Raw genomic sequence first — 15,899 nt, 5'->3', positions numbered from 1 at the left:
TAATGATGACTGCACCCTGTTTAAATCGCCTTAACAAATATATCCAAAAGACAATATTAGCCCTATTGTCCTTAATTTTTATTGCTGGCTGTAGCGACAATACTTTAGTAGATTCACCCGCCGTTACCACCCAATATTATAGCGAAAAGCTATTAAAGTCGGCTGATATTTCCAACGATGGTCGTTACTCGCTGTTGAGTGACAACCAACAAGTCTGCTTATGGGATAATACTAAGAATCAACTCGTTTATAATTGCATTGCTAGTCTTGAGGCTCAGCTGATAGAGCTAGTCGGCATCTCTAAGTCCAACAAGTATTTTTATACATCTAACCGAGTTAATGTGCATTTATATCAATTAGATACCGGACGTTTAATTACTGTGTGGTCGGCTGGCGATAATATTATTAACGACATTGCCATGTCTGCTGACGACGCTACTATGATCTTAGGCTTTCGAAATGGGCAAGTAAGTGTCATTGGTGTGCATGATAATAAAATAAACACCTTTGATATTCACCGTCTAGACATTAATAGCGTTAGCCTTTCAGATGACGGACAACTCGCATTCACTGGTTCAAGTGATAAAGCAGCTAAGTTATGGCACACCCAAACAGGTGAAATAAAGAAAGTATTTACCCATAAAATGCGCGTTAACCATGTTGCTATTAGCCCTGATGCAAAGCTCGCTTTTTCGTTAGACGCTATTGATAATCGCTACTTTTGGCTATTACCAAGTGGGCAATTGTTTTCAGAGCTACAAAGCTCAGTACGCTTTATTGAATTTAACCAATCTCAATTTTCATCAGATAAGCAATGGTTACTCACTGGTGGGCCACGGCAAAGTTTACGGCTATGGCGACTGACAACAGGAAAACTCTATGCAAAATGGGAAACATATAAGCCACCTGAAAAAATACGCTCTTCTGTATTGAGCGTTACTTTTATCAATAATTATACCGTAGCCTCTTTATCGAGTGATGGCGTATTTCAAACATGGCAAATACCTACAGCACATTAATAATTTCAAGGACAGATATGCGTAAACTTCATAAATACTTAGGTTTGATCCTGTTATTGCCTTTTTTTGCATGGGCTGTAACTGGGGTTTTCTTTTATTTTAAGCCCGGTTACCAAGAAGCTTATCAACCGCTTCCCATTAAGCTTTATCCAATTACACAAAGTATTAACTTACCTGAGGCTCATAATTGGTTAGCGATAAAACAGCTAAAAACAGTATTAGGCGATCATTTGTTAGTAAAAAGTAGCAACGGTTGGCAACAGCTAGACCCTGAAAGCTTTCAGCCCAGAGTTGCGATTACAGATGAACAAATCAATTTACTTATTAACGATGCCATTGCCAGTAATCGCACACGCTATGGTGAAATTACCACTATTGACCAATTTAGAATTGCGACCAGTACAGATGTTAGGATCACACTAAATTGGCCAACAATGACCTTGCAGCAGCAAGGTAAAGATACTGATTTAATCAATACCATTTACGACATACATTATCTTCGCTGGACTGGGATAAAAACACTTGATCAAGTGTTAGGTGTGGTTGGGCTTCTTTTAGTGGTAGTACTTGCGCTAATTGGCACTTACTTAACTTTTAATCGTACGGCCGATAAAAGATAATAATAGCAACACAATAGCAGCAAAGTTAACCCGCCCTAAAAACACAAACTCAATGGCTGATAGGTTATAGCGGATAGTATTAAGTAACCTGAATTTGGGATAAGCTAAGTAACCTGAACTCGGGTTAAGTACACCAAAGCTACGATTTTTATATGCTTTAAACGTACATCCATTATCCCAAGTTCCGGTTAAGTAGCTGACGAAGCGGAGCCTGCAACAATAACAGCACTCGCTGCTGCCTGCTGAGTAGCAATTTGGCTGGCAATTACAGAAGTACTCTGCTGCTCACTAGCAATAATACAAGTGCCGTAGCCTAAACCTTTTAACTGATTCTCCCATACTATTGAACCATCTTGTGCGCTTATACAAAAAAGGTGACCACCCGAGTAGGCATAGACAAAACCTTCTTCATAGTAGACATTCGTAATGGTTGAGCTTTTAACTTTTGTTTTCCATTGCTCATCGCCGTCCTTTTTGTTCAAACAAACTACATGATTACCAATACCTAAAAACAACTTATCCATTATATTTCCAACCTATTCATACTTATACAATAATGACAATTACGATAGCAAATAAGCCATCGCCTATTTGCTATCGGCTTACTTTACCCGTCTACTTTTTACCGGTGTTTGACAAATATCTAAAACTGGCGGTGGTTTTTTGAAGAAAAATGCATTATCACGAGTTCGACGGTCTGCTATTTTATTACGATAAGTTTCGGTATCTGTGCGAGACACTTCAATATTTATACGCTCACTTGGTGCGACATCGCTCATAACTTGCACTGACAACATTCGAGTGTAGTATTTTGGATCAACAGGTGTATCTCCTTCAACCACTTCTGTGCGCCTAATTGCCTGCACATGTTCCATTCCATAAACGACTCGCCCAAATACGGTCATTAATCTATCTAAATAGCGGGTTGCTTGCCCTATGGTAATATAAAAGTGGCTAGTGGCGGTATCAGCCCCGGTTTGTCTTGCCATGGCAATAACGCCTGGGCAATGTAACATCCATGCTTTTTGCTCTTTTGAATTGTAACCGAGCGCAAAACCCTCTTTAAAGCCTGTTTGTTCAACAAACATATCGTTCGTTTGTACCTGCGTAAAGGTAAAGTTTTCATCAACACTAAACTCACCTTCTAACACTAGTTTTTTCGTTGCTTTATCAAGTGGGCTGCCATCTTTTGGCCCTCCTTGTGCAACAAAGCCATCAATAACACGATAAAAACTAGCACCATTATAATGCCCTTCACGCGTTAACTTTATAAACTGTTTAACATGATTCGGCGAAAACTGAGGCGCTAACTCAATAACAACCTTGCCGTGGGGTAAAGTAAGTAACACAGTGTTTTCTGGGTCAAGGGCTCTCCACTCACTCGCCTGACCAACAAAAGTTAAGGCTAGTAGGGTAGTGGCTACCAATATTGTTTTTATTATTTTCATATTACCGTATTTCCCATTTGTATTTATGTGACAGTAAAGCAAATACTCTGCCTTGATGCTAGTAAAAAAGCTAAGTGGTTGGCGATTATCAAATGGCTTGGTAATATGGCGCTAATTTTTTAACTAACTGTATATAAATATGAATAAAAGCATCGCGACTAACCTAACCGCATTACTGGCAATGCTCGCTGGTCATTTTTTAGCTTATCCAGTTTTATTCGCTGTTGGTTTATTTGCGCTTTCTGGCGCAATTACCAACTGGGTGGCCATACATATGCTCTTTGAAAAAGTGCCTTTCCTTTATGGTTCTGGTGTTATCCCTGCCCGTTTTGAAGACTTTAAAGCAGGTATCCGTAACTTAATGATGGAGCAATTTTTTACCGAAGATAATATCGACCGCTTCCTTTCTGACAGTGGCGGTAAGGCAAGCATGTTAAATTTATCTCCGGTAATAGAAAGAGTTGATCTATCACCTGCATTTGACAACCTGATTAAAGTTATTGAAACTTCTTCATTTGGTGGCATGCTAGCCATGGTGGGCGGCAGTGAGGCATTACAACCACTAAGAGAGCCTTTTATCGAAAAGATGAAAGAAACGATGAGCAATCTTTCTCAAAGTGAGGCATTTAATACGATTTTGCGTGAAGAACTTGAACAGCCAAATGTTGTTGCTAATATGCGCGATAAAGTCAGTGATATTATTGAAAAGCGTTTAAATGAATTAACGCCACAGTTAGTAAAAGAGATTATTCAAACCATGATCCGCCAACACTTAGGCTGGTTAGTAGTATGGGGAGGTGTGTTTGGTGGTGCTATCGGCTTTATCGCTGCAATGACCAATAGTTTTTAATGATTAATGAGGTTGAACTTACATTTCAACCTCTATTTTACTAATACACTCAACCAAACTAGCAGCCTGAAAATCAGTCAATTATAAATCCCATCCTAATTAATTTACTGTCAACAAATGTATACCGCTTTGTATATTAGATAGCACTTTTTAGCATAAAAACTTCTTTATTTTTTTAGCTCCAATGCTTTAAAAACAACCGTAATAGGGCTATGCTTGCCTTTCAACAATAGGGAATTTATCTTACTGAAAGTGCGACGGCGTATTATCAGTTAAATCCCGCGGTTTTTAGAAGGTAAACGGAGCAATGTTTGGTAGCTTAAAAGCATTACCTGCCGACCCAATTTTGGGTTTATTGGCAAAATATCGTGAAGATTCAAATCCGAAAAAAGTAGATTTGGGTGTAGGTGTATATAAGAATGAAGCTGGACATACTGCAATTTTAAATTGTGTAAAAAAAGCTGAAAAATATCGATACGATACTGAAGATACCAAAGTTTATATTGGCCCCACTGGCTCACCTTTGTTTAACGAAGAAATGAGCAAATTAATATTTGGCCACCATAAAGCGCTACTTGAAAACCGCGTACGCACCGTTTCAACTCCAGGTGGTACTGGCGCTTTGCGTGTTGCAGCTGAGTTCATTAAATCATGTAAAGCGGGTACAACCATTTGGGTAAGCAACCCAACATGGGCCAACCATACAGGGTTATTCCAAGCCGCAGGCTTAACCGTCAAAACCTACCCTTATTATGATTATGAAAATAAAACACTCGACTTTGACGGCATGCTAGCCGCTCTTAAAGAAGTCAGTGCTGACGATGCTGTTTTATTACATGCTTGTTGTCACAACCCTAGTGGCATGGACTTAACCAACGAACAATGGCAACAAGTAGCCGAAGTAGCAAAAGCAAAAGCTTGGCTACCCGTTCTAGATATGGCCTATCAAGGCTTTGGTGACGGTTTAGACGAAGATGCTTACGGGTTACGCCTGATCGCTGAAAGTGTTGAAGAAATGATTGTCTGTAGTTCATGTTCAAAAAACTTTGGTTTATATCGTGAGCGTATTGGCGCAGCTACCATTATCGCTAATTCAACAGCTAATGCTGATATTGCTAATTCAGTTCTGTTATCAGTTGTTCGCTGTATTTACTCTATGCCACCAGCACATGGTGCAGCTTTAGTAGAAACTATTTTACATTCTGATGAGTTACGCCAGCTTTGGCATGCTGAATTAAAAGAAATGCGTGACCGTATTAATGGCAACCGCCAGATTCTTGTAGATAAGTTAGCTGAAAATGGTGTTGAACGTGATTTTAGCTTTATTACCCGTCAAAAAGGTATGTTCTCTTTCTTAGGTATTACTCCTGAGCAAGTGCAACGATTGCAAGACGAGTTTAGTATTTATATGGTTGGTTCGAGCCGTATGAGTATTGCTGGTATTGCAAAAAGTAACGTAGACTATTTAGCACAATCTATTGCTAAAGTGCTCTAACGCTAGCTTAGTTCCCACGGTTTAATTAAATATAAAAGGCGAGTGCTTAACTCGCCTTCTTATTTAAAAGCTGTAATGCAACCCCACACCTAACTGTCGTGCTTCCCCTTTTAATTCTGTAACAGCAGCTAACGCAGCAATCGAGTCAAATCTTAATTCAGCATATTCTGTATTAGTGATATTTTTACCCCAAACCGATAACAGTAATGCATTGCTTGCTTGATAACTTATTTGGCCATTAACCAGGGTATAACCCTTATGCTCGGTATATATATTTTCATTCTGATCAAAAAAGAAATCTGATTGGTAATCAAAGCTTAATTGAGAGGTTAATCGTTTTCCCGCTAATTGAGTTTCATGCACGACAACACCGCTAATATTCCATTTTGATGAAAATGGGAGGCGATTATCGTCAACACTAATATTATGCTTTTGATAGCGACCTATATTAGCTTTAGGTAAATACCCAACATTGAAGTTGAATTGTAAATTGTTCGTTGGTGTATAGTACATTTCTACTTCAGCACCATAAATAGTTGAGTCGCCAGCGTTTTTTAATACATGATAGGGAACAACATTATCTGGCACATTAACAAACACTTGCTGGTCTTGATAATCATAATAAAATGCCGCTATATTTAGCTGCAAATCAGTCATTAAATTACCTAGCTTACCGCCAACTTCATAGGCATTAAGCTTTTCGGCTTGGTATTCTGAATCTTGAGCTTGTGATAAGTTTGTAGAGTAACCAGCGTTGTATCCGCCACTTTTATAGCCTCTGGTGAAGCTGGCATAAATACTACTTGTGTGGGTTAATTTATGGGTTAATGCTAGCTTTCCTGACCACTCACCGTCTTCTACTTTGCCATTAAGGTCCCAAACATCGGCAATAACACCGTATAGGGTATCGATATCAGCATTAGCATGATACCTGGTACTTTCATCTGTATATCGCAACCCTGCGGTTAAGGTAGTTGCTTGTCTCAGTGGGTAATCTAGCTGTGAATAAAGCGCCATAGAGCTATTTTCTAAGTTGTTATCATATAAAAACTCTACTGCATTAGCCGCTAATGAAGGTACAAGCCTAAAGTCGCGAAACAGATCAAAGGTATTGTTCTGGTTAATACGCTCACTTAAGTAAAATATCCCTGTTTGCCAGAAAAAATATTGATGCTGATAGGCGATATTAAGTTCATGGGACACCAAGCGATTATTGGTGTCCATTGAGCCTTCAATGTAGTTACCACTGCCATCAGAGTCCCATGAATGCTCTCTATCTAAGTGTCGAACGCCACTAATCAAGGTTAAGTCAACTTGTTGATTAATATCCCATAGCACATTAACACTTGCACCCCAACTGTCTGTTTTATGGCTTCTATCAGCTGTATCTGCTCTTACATCCCAATAGTTTGTGCCTCCAACAGTCATACCAAAGGCATCTACACAATTGTCACTACCCAGTTGCTCAGGGGAGCACATTCCAGAACCATCACGCTTTAATACACCATTACTTGCGATTGGCTTTGGCTTACCCGACCAATCATCTTGATGCAGCTTTGTTAAAATAGTAATGCTATCAAATTCAGTTTTAAGCATTAAACGAAAATTCTGTTGTTTTAGCCCTCCGTTTGGTGAGCCTGCCATCAAATTGTTAGTGGAGAAGTTATAGTCATCTTGGTTGAACGCAAAACGCATAGCGGTAGTATCAGATAGCGGTATATTGACTGCACCATCAACAGAACGCCAATGGTATTCTCCAACACTCGCATTAACATACCCCCCTAACTCAGTGTCTGGTTGCTTAGATCTAACTAAAATTGCACCACCTGTCGTATTTCGGCCAAACAAAGTGCCTTGAGGGCCACGAAGTACTTCTACTTGCTCTATGTCAAATAGGTTAACAGAAAGGTTGTTCGCACTACCGCTAACAATGCCATCACTATAAATAGAAATAGGGGATACGGTCGAAGTATTGTAGTCAATCATACCAATACCTCGAATATTAAATGCAGGGGGCGTACCCTCGCCTGCATTATTAGTGATTTTTAAATTTGGTACTAAGCTAGTAAGTTGAGTAGTATCTTTTATTTGAGAGCGCTCAAGGCTTGAGCCATCAATGACGGTTACCGCAACTGCCACATCAACAATACTTTGTGCCCTTTTTTGCGCATAAACATCGATAACTTCAATGTCTGTTTTGTTGTTTGTTGACTCGAATCCATTTGCCTTACCTGAAATACAGGTAGCAGTTGCTAGCATTCCTATTGCTACTGAAATAAATAGTGGGTTTAACTTGAACATTGGAACGCCTTTTTTTGCTTTAGCTAAAGAGTTGCGTGCTGATAAATACCAATCTCACTAACTATGTGATCATTTTTACTAGTTAAAACAATCAACTACTGCGTATAAAATAGATCACTTAATTAATGAAACTGGTATAACTCAAAATAGTGGTATAAATTGAAGCAGTAGATGCTTAACTTGGGGAGCCTGCTCTACCAACATGTTGAGTTAGAATAATTATAGGTTATAGTGTGCTAAACGCCTATTTAAAGCTATTTACATCTGAAAAAAGCTTGATATATGGTCAGTAAATACTAGTGTAGTTATATAGCCTTATAAAATTTAGTGTTATTATAAACTGATATGCAATGTTTACACGCGTATATTTAAATAATGGTAAATGCTACTTGGAGGTATTTCCGAACAAAAAATATATACTTGCCGTACATATTACGGTAAAAAATAAAGCACTGCTGATCAAATAAAACATTCCATTGACAAGTAGGGTTTACGATTATTTACCTCATTAAATTTATCAAGGAATATTCACTTTTATGCTTTCGTTTAAAGATTTCAGTATCATTAAAGAATTAGATGCTATATCAACAACCATTGACCTTTTTGTAGCGCAAGACGCTAATGGCCAAAAGGCAATAGTAAAACGATTCAATAAAAGTGATAAGAAGCTTACCCCTACTAAATTTAAACAGGCAATAACACTTGCTAATACCCTTGAATTAAATGGCATTGTTAACACACTTGCCACCGATGAAAACCCATCTTTTTGCTATGCTATTTACCCTTATTTAGCACAATACTCCTTGTTTGATTATAGCGAGCAATCAGACAATCTAATTAACCAGTTAACAATCGCGATTAACCTATGTAATTTAGTAAGCTATTTACATAATAAAAGCATCATTGTTAATAATATAACAGCCTCAAATATTTTCGTAGACGATAAACTCAATGTGTATTTGTTTGATCTGTCCTTAGCTAGCCAATTTAGTTCTCTACATAAAAAGCGCTCAAACCAATTAATTGATAGTTATAACCTAAAAACAATATCACCTGAAGCGACGGGAAGAATAAAAAAACCCGTTGAATATTATTCAGATCTTTATTCTCTAGGGGCAACTTTATATAAATTATTTTCAGGACAATACCCATTCGAAATAAATGATAACATTAGTTTAGTACACTCCCACATGGCCGTGGCGCCTAAACTTGCTAGCTACTACCAACCAAAAGTACCTGAGCAAGTTGCTTTAATTTTAGATAAATTATTACAAAAAACACCTGAGCTACGATATAAAACAGCAATGGGCATTTCAGAAGACTTACAGCACTGTTTATTTTCATTGACCCAACAAGGTGATATTAGCCCTTTCGAGCTCGCCCAGAGAGATATTAGTAAAAACCTAGTTTTTTCTGAGAAGCTTTATGGACGCACTCAGGAAGTGAAAACGCTATTAAATGCCTACCATACTGTACAGCAACAACATAACTCGCAACTTTGTGTAATCAGTGGCTATTCTGGCGTAGGCAAATCTAGACTGATTAAAGAGATCTATCAGCCTATTAATGAAGATCAAAATTATATTGCTAGCGGGAAGTTCGAACAATATAAAAAATCTATCGCTTATTTTGCGCTAATTAATGCATTAACAGAGTTAATTGAACAACTATTAAGTGAGAGTAGTGATGAGCTATCAAAGTGGCGCGACATCATTCAACAAGAATTAGGTGACGATGGTCAATTAATGATTGATTTGCTCCCTGACTTAGCATTTATTATTGGCCCTCAAAAACCTACTGTGGCAATTGGTCCAAGTGAAAGTAAAGTACGATTCGAAAATACTATTATTCGCCTATTTAAAGCTTTTGGTGCAAGGCAAAAGTCGATCACTTTATTTTTAGATGATATGCAATGGTCTGATTCAGCAACCGTAGTGTTACTCGAAAAAGTAATAAAGCATCCTGAAATAAAACATTTATTATTGATCATTGCTTATCGTGATAATGAAATAGATACCTTTCATTTACTTAATCATTTTTTGAGCCGTATCGACGACTCTCAAGCCTTTCATAGCCACATCAAACTTAAGCCGCTAACAAGCAGTATAATTAAACAATTTATTGCAGACACTCTGAACTTAAGTGAAAAAGTTGTAGAGCCTTTTTGTAACGTCATTATTAAAAAAACCGCTGGCAACCCATTTTTTACCAAAGAAATGATTAAATCGTTGCAAGAAAAACATATTCTCTTTCAAGATGTTACTTATCAATGGAGTTGGGACTTAACAGCACTTAACCAACTCTCTGTAACTGAAAATGTGGTTGATTTAATGATTAGTAGAATAAAAATACTGTCTGAATTTCAACAAGATATTTTACATATAACGGCATGTATAGGCACCAATGCTCACCTGAATATTATTGCTGATATTATCGATAAAGAAAATGAGATTATTCTGCCACACCTACAAGCAATGGTAGCGCACGGACTGATCAATGCTTTCTCTAAAAGTGATAGTGATACCATACAAACAATTCGTTTTGTTCATGATAAAATACAACAAGCTGCTTACCTTTTAGAACGACCAATGCCTAAATCGGCTATTCATTATCGCATTACTGAATATTTTCTCCGCGAATTAAGTAGTAAAGCTGATGTTAATATTTTCGATTATATAGAGCACTTAAACATTTCTGCACCTTTATACATTCAGCAAAACAAACAACTACTATTGGTCAGCAAAAATATTGAAGCGGGAAAAAAAGCATTAACTGCAAACGCTTATAGCAATGCCTATTACTATTTTGAACAAGCTGAATCTAATTTAGATAAAGATCCATGGCAAAACTATTACCAGCAGGCGTTAGAAATTGTTTTAGGTAAAGCTAATACCAGTTATTTAATTCAAGACTATGCTCAGGTAAACACAATTTATCTCGAAAACTATGAACACATTAGTAAAAAGCTCGATAAAGCTAACTTGGCTAAAATACAAACCCTCACGTTAATTGCACAAGGTAATATACCAGAGGCGCTCGCCTTAGGTATTAGTGTACTTGCTGAATTAGGCTTTGAATTAGCGCCTCAAGAAAATATAGCTTCGCTCTACTTAAATTTAGAACAATTTTACGCTAAAAAACCGATAAGCCAATTCATTGACTTACCGACAATGACTGACGCAACCCAATTAGCTGCTTTAGATATTTTAAATGTTATTCAAACGCCTGCCTATTTAACAAGCCCTAGTGATTACTTAGCGGTGTCGTATACTTCAATGAATATTTGTCTTAGCTCGGGTGTTTCGGCAATAGCGAGTAAAGTATTTATCACTCACGCATTATTGCTTTGCGGTGCATTTAATAAGTTTAAAGACGGTTTAGCCTTTGCTAATTTAGCAACAGAGGTTAGCAGTAAGTACCCTTTACCTTATCGTGACATTGAAGTTGAATTTACCCGTAATGCATCTGTTATACACTGGAACAAGCATTTAAAAACAACGCTTGCACCACTTGAGCATAATTTTTATCACGGTATCGATAGTGGCAATATTGAATATGCTTTTCATTCCATTTTATTTTTTTGTATTCATCAACTGTTTACAGGAGAACATTTAGATAAAGTAAACTTAAGCTTCAGAAAATATAGCCAATTAATGGTAGAAAAAAAACAAACCTATCAGCTTGGGGTAATGCAAATTTGGCATCAGTTTTCACTAAACCTGTCTGATAAAAACAACATAAATATTGCGTTTAATGGTCCTGCATTTAACGAAAGTAAAACACTTTCCTTCTTACAAGAAACCAATAATGTCACTACGCTATTTTCATTTCATAGTGCGAAAATGGCATTAGCGTATCTTTTTTCTGATGATAAACAGGCTAATGAGCAATTTAACTTAGCTGAACCCATAGTAAACTCATTGGTTTCTCTTTTTCCATTTTCTGAATTCTATTACTTTGGCGCGCTGGTGTTGGCTAAGCAATGTCGTGCGCTCGATCAACAGTCAGATAAGTTTATAGCTACGCTTGAAAAGCTTAAGCAATATCATCAACAAGTAAGCCTTTGGTCAAAAAACTCACCTGAAAACTACTTGCATAAGGCACAGCTTATTAACGCTGAAATCGCATTTATTGAACAACAGGCTAATGCATGGCAGCTTTATGACGAAGCAATTGATAGCGCTTATCAACATGGTTATATTCAATACCAAGCACAAGCTCAAGAGTTAGCTGCTCAATATTGGCTTGCAAATAATAAAGCGAATATTGCCACCGACTATTTGCATAATGCTTATGATAATTTATTAATGCTGGGGGCTCATGCAAAAGCAAGGCAATTAAAGCGTCATTACAAATCATTAAATAACTTTAGTAATACACAAACACCTGTAGCTAGCGCAAGTTACTCGCATAACTCTCATACTCAATCCTTAGATTTAGCCTCGGTTTTAAAAGCATCAGAAACGTTAAGTGGTAAAGCAGATATTAAAGCATTTTTACATAGAATGTTGGTTATTATTATTGAAAATGCGGGCGCACAAAAAGGTGCTTTACTGCTACAAACTGAAGGCATACTTAATGTTGAAATAGCCATTGGGCACTTCAGTAAAAATGCCACAGAACAACAGCTTCCCTACAGCTTAATTAATTATGTTGCTCGCAGTAAAAAAGCTAAAGTAATAGAAAATACCGTGAGTGAGTCTAAGTTTTCAAATGATCCATATTTTGTTAACAACCACCCTAAGTCAGTAATCTGTATTCCTAGTATTGTTAAAGGGATTTTGATGGGCGTAGTTTATTTAGAGCACTACGCTATTGAAAATGCATTTTCCGAAGAAAGAGCAAACGTGCTTCAATTACTTGCGGATCAAACTGCTATTTCTTTCGATAATGCTAAGCTTTATCAACAAGTGCTTTCATATAGCCGTAACCTTGAACAACAAATCCATGAGCGCACGAAAGAGCTTGCTTCAGAAAAAATTAAAGCTGAACAAGCCAGTCAAGCAAAGTCTAATTTTTTAGCTAATATGAGTCATGAAATTAGAACACCGATGAATGCCGTTATTGGATTAAGTCAATTAGCGCTGCGCACTGATTTAACCTCGGCTCAACAAGATTACTTAGTGAAAATACAAGATTCGTCAAAGTCATTGCTAGGCCTAATTAATGATATTTTAGATTTTTCTAAGATTGAAGCACAAAAAATGAGCTTGGAGCGTGTCACCTTTTCTTTACCTGACGTTCTGCAACGCGTTGTTAATGTTTGTACCTATAAAGTACATGAAAAAGGCTTAGAGTTTGTTATTGATATGGGTAACGATGTTCCACAAACCCTAATAGGCGATCCGTTAAGATTACAACAAATAATTATAAATCTTGCCAACAATGCGATTAAATTTACCAATAAAGGTTCTGTACATATCCAAATTGAACAAATAAATACCAACAAAGTAATTACAGAGTTAAAGTTTGCAATACACGACACTGGTATAGGTATGGCTGATGAGCAAATAGCCCATTTATTTACATCATTTTCTCAAGCCGACGAATCAGTCACACGAAAATATGGGGGAACGGGCTTGGGATTAGCAATCAGTAAACAATTGACAGAGCTAATGGGTGGAAAAATTTGGGCTGAGAGTCAACTACACAAAGGTTCAACTTTTAGCTTTACAGCAACATTTGAACAATGTAGCCATAAAGAGGCAGCCTTACCTACTTTAAACCGACAAGCACTTTCAAACTTAAAAGTGTTAGTTGCTGATGATACTGACATAGCCAGAAAGGTTATTTTAAAGGCACTTTCTCACTTTGAAATACAAGCTGATACTGCAGAAAATGGGCAACAAGCACTCGATAAAGTATTGGCTGCTGAAGAACTTGACCAACCTTACGACTTAATTTTAATGGACTGGAAAATGCCTGTAATGGATGGTATTGAAGCTGCAAGAAACATACAGCATCAATCTAAAGGCAAGCAACCTCATATTTTAATGGTTTCAGCCTACGACCAAGACGATGCGAAACGTCACGCCATAGGCGTTGAAATAAACCAGTTCTTAGAAAAACCCATTAACGCCTCTACCTTGGTTGACGCCATTGCAGAGCTTTTTAGTAAAGATAGTCAGCACACTACTGATATTAACATTGAAAAAAGTGTAATTATTCCTGATTTAAGTAAATTCAACGTCTTATTGGTTGAAGATAATCCCATTAATCAACAGGTTGCCAAAGAATTCTTGGCCGATACCTACATTAATATTGAATGCGCTGAAAATGGCGTAATTGCCTTAGATAAACTAGCAGCAACTAGCTTTGATATTGTGTTAATGGATATACAAATGCCCGAAATGGATGGCTTAACTGCCGCGGCTGAAATTAGACAGACCCTTAATTTAAAAGATATACCAATTATTGCGATGACAGCTCACGCAATGGAAGGTGATGCCCAAAGAAGCATGCTAGCAGGTATGAACCATCACTTAACTAAACCTATAGAGCCTGAGTTACTTTACCAAACATTATCGCGCTATTTAACTTCCGATGAAACACCACTAAAAGCAAGTACCGAGACGCAGAAAGTGAGCAGCGATACCTTTAAACTTCAACAATTGAAAGAAAACACCACCCTTAATGTTGATGAAGCGATTAAGAAAATTCAAGGAAAACACTTACTTTATTTGCAACTCGTTAATGACTTTTGGTCAAAAAATCAAAACTTAGCTATAGAACTTAGTGAACTGTATAAAACAAACCAGCATGATGCATTTTATCGGAGTGCACATTCTTTAAAGTCTACAGCACAATATATTGGTGCTTATGAGCTATCAAAGTCTGCAAGCATGCTAGCAATTGAATTAAAAAGTAAAGGTATGCATTCACAGTTAAAACTTAATGAGGTTTGCACACATATTGAGTATTTAATTTCGCAGTTAAATAGGGTTTACCAGCAGGAAGAGTGCCTACCTGCGACAGAAGATTTCGACTACAAGCAAGCCGAGCTATTGTTTTCAAAGCTAAAGCCCTTGTTACAAAGTGCAGACATTGAAGCTGAAGAAGTATCTCAACAACTCTATACATTAGCCGTTAGTACAAAATATCATAACGAAATTGCTCATCTGCATGCTTTGATTAATGATTATGATTTTAGCGAGGCTTTGGAAATTTTGATCAACGTTGAAGAGACGATAAGAGAATCAATATGAATGAAGGTGAAGATAAAATAGGTCAACGGCGTGCTGTTGATAAACACTTTACCTTGTTATGTATTGACGATGAAAGTGTTAATTTAAAAGTGCTCGCCTCCATTTTTAGAGACCATTATAAAGTGGTTGCTTGTAAAAGTGCTCAACACGGCTTTGATATTGCTTTAAATATTCTTCCTGATTTAATTTTATTAGATGTTTTAATGCCTGAACAAGATGGTTTTGAACTTATACAGCGATTAAAACTAAATAAAAAAATAAGGCATATTCCTGTTATTTTTATCACTGGACTACAAAGTACAGAAGATGAAGAAAAAGGCTTATCTCTTGGTGCTTGCGACTATATTCAAAAACCATTTAATTATGGAATAGTTCGCGCTCGCGTTAATACTCATCTAGAAATTATTCGTCAACGAAAATTATTAGAGCGCTTCGCCCATTTTGATAGCTTAACTGAGTTACCTAATCGTAGAAAGTGGGAGAAAGACATACAAGAACAATGGCTTTTTGCAATTGAGTCAAAGCAATCATTAGCTATTGGCATTGCCGACGTTGACTGCTTTAAGCTATACAACGATACCTATGGGCACCAAATGGGTGATATTGTATTGCGTAAAATAGCCAATGCCCTGCGAAGAGTGCTTTTTGACTATCATGGTGATATTTATCGATGTGGTGGTGAAGAATTTTATTTTTATTTACCTTTATGCGAAACAACGTGCATTAAAACTATTTTAACTCAATGTATTGAACATGTGGGTCAGCTTAATATAGAGCATTCTAGTTCAAAAGCCTGTTCAAAGGTTTCGGTTAGTATTGGTGCTGCAGAAGTATTGCCAACTCATAATACAAAGATAGAAACGGTCATTAAAACGGCAGATGACAAGCTCTATCAAGTTAAAAACAGCACGCGTAATGCAGTTGCCATTGAAAAAATAGCCTAGGTTTAGGGCGTGTTGAT

Annotated in this window: 9 protein-coding genes; 6 read left to right on the top strand and 3 right to left on the bottom strand. The window is 37.1% G+C overall.

Annotated elements, in window-relative coordinates:
* Positions 1 to 2 precede the first annotated feature (2 nt).
* Positions 3 to 1,019, top strand: a complete 1,017-nt coding sequence (locus QUD79_RS00415) for a WD40 repeat domain-containing protein (protein WP_184422310.1) — start codon at positions 3 to 5, stop codon at positions 1,017 to 1,019.
* A 17-nt stretch (positions 1,020 to 1,036) separates the two neighbouring features.
* Positions 1,037 to 1,639 carry a PepSY domain-containing protein gene (locus QUD79_RS00410; RefSeq protein ID WP_184422312.1) on the top strand — a complete coding sequence of 201 codons (603 nt, stop codon included), beginning with the start codon at positions 1,037 to 1,039 and terminating at the stop codon, positions 1,637 to 1,639.
* Positions 1,640 to 1,827: 188 nt separating this feature from the next.
* Here QUD79_RS00410 and QUD79_RS00405 read toward each other — a convergent pair whose 3' ends face one another.
* The gene (locus QUD79_RS00405; RefSeq protein WP_184422314.1) at positions 1,828 to 2,163 is read right to left on the bottom strand and encodes an outer membrane protein assembly factor BamB family protein; all 336 of its coding nucleotides are present in this window, start codon (positions 2,161 to 2,163) and stop codon (positions 1,828 to 1,830) included.
* 78 nt (positions 2,164 to 2,241) lie between these two features.
* Positions 2,242 to 3,087 carry a peptidylprolyl isomerase gene (locus QUD79_RS00400; RefSeq protein WP_184422316.1) on the bottom strand — a complete coding sequence of 282 codons (846 nt, stop codon included), beginning with the start codon at positions 3,085 to 3,087 and terminating at the stop codon, positions 2,242 to 2,244.
* A 139-nt stretch (positions 3,088 to 3,226) separates the two neighbouring features.
* Here QUD79_RS00400 and QUD79_RS00395 point away from each other — a divergent pair, with 139 nt between their 5' ends.
* Both QUD79_RS00395 and QUD79_RS00390 read left to right on the top strand, forming a co-directional pair.
* Entirely contained in the window at positions 3,227 to 3,937 is a 711-nt protein-coding gene (locus QUD79_RS00395) for a DUF445 domain-containing protein (RefSeq protein WP_184422318.1), read from the top strand.
* 307 nt (positions 3,938 to 4,244) lie between these two features.
* Positions 4,245 to 5,432 carry an amino acid aminotransferase gene (locus QUD79_RS00390; RefSeq protein ID WP_184422320.1) on the top strand — a complete coding sequence of 396 codons (1,188 nt, stop codon included), beginning with the start codon at positions 4,245 to 4,247 and terminating at the stop codon, positions 5,430 to 5,432.
* Between the two features lie 63 nt (positions 5,433 to 5,495).
* Here the strand turns inward: QUD79_RS00390 and QUD79_RS00385 are convergent, their stop codons facing one another.
* A complete protein-coding gene (locus tag QUD79_RS00385; RefSeq protein WP_184422322.1) occupies positions 5,496 to 7,733 on the bottom strand; it encodes a TonB-dependent receptor in 2,238 nt (745 codons plus the stop codon).
* A gap of 536 nt (positions 7,734 to 8,269) precedes the next feature.
* Here QUD79_RS00385 and QUD79_RS00380 point away from each other — a divergent pair.
* Together QUD79_RS00380 and QUD79_RS00375 are read left to right on the top strand one after the other, a co-directional pair.
* On the top strand, positions 8,270 to 14,938 hold the full coding sequence (locus QUD79_RS00380) for a response regulator (RefSeq protein WP_184422324.1): 6,669 nt from the start codon (positions 8,270 to 8,272) through the stop codon (positions 14,936 to 14,938).
* Positions 14,935 to 15,882, top strand: coding sequence for a GGDEF domain-containing response regulator (locus tag QUD79_RS00375; RefSeq protein WP_184422325.1), 948 nt, complete (start codon positions 14,935 to 14,937; stop codon positions 15,880 to 15,882). The genes QUD79_RS00380 and QUD79_RS00375 overlap by 4 nt, the downstream gene beginning before the upstream one ends.
* The last annotated feature ends 17 nt before the right edge of the window (positions 15,883 to 15,899 follow it).

This window comes from Thalassotalea piscium (assembly GCF_030295935.1).
GTDB classification, from domain to species: domain Bacteria; phylum Pseudomonadota; class Gammaproteobacteria; order Enterobacterales; family Alteromonadaceae; genus Thalassotalea_B; species Thalassotalea_B piscium.
This window is presented reverse-complemented; position numbering and strand designations above follow the sequence as displayed.

Excerpts from the sequence above, each read along its gene's own strand:
- QUD79_RS00380 (WP_184422324.1), top strand. The coding sequence starts at position 8,270 with ATGCTTTCGTTTAAAGATTTCAGTATCATTAAAGAATTAGATGCTATA.
- QUD79_RS00410 (WP_184422312.1), top strand. The coding sequence starts at position 1,037 with ATGCGTAAACTTCATAAATACTTAGGTTTGATCCTGTTATTGCCTTTT.
- QUD79_RS00405 (WP_184422314.1), bottom strand. The coding sequence starts at position 2,163 with ATGGATAAGTTGTTTTTAGGTATTGGTAATCATGTAGTTTGTTTGAAC.
- QUD79_RS00375 (WP_184422325.1), top strand. The coding sequence starts at position 14,935 with ATGAATGAAGGTGAAGATAAAATAGGTCAACGGCGTGCTGTTGATAAA.
- QUD79_RS00390 (WP_184422320.1), top strand. The coding sequence starts at position 4,245 with ATGTTTGGTAGCTTAAAAGCATTACCTGCCGACCCAATTTTGGGTTTA.
- QUD79_RS00385 (WP_184422322.1), bottom strand. The coding sequence starts at position 7,733 with ATGTTCAAGTTAAACCCACTATTTATTTCAGTAGCAATAGGAATGCTA.
- QUD79_RS00415 (WP_184422310.1), top strand. The coding sequence starts at position 3 with ATGATGACTGCACCCTGTTTAAATCGCCTTAACAAATATATCCAAAAG.
- QUD79_RS00400 (WP_184422316.1), bottom strand. The coding sequence starts at position 3,087 with ATGAAAATAATAAAAACAATATTGGTAGCCACTACCCTACTAGCCTTA.
- QUD79_RS00395 (WP_184422318.1), top strand. The coding sequence starts at position 3,227 with ATGAATAAAAGCATCGCGACTAACCTAACCGCATTACTGGCAATGCTC.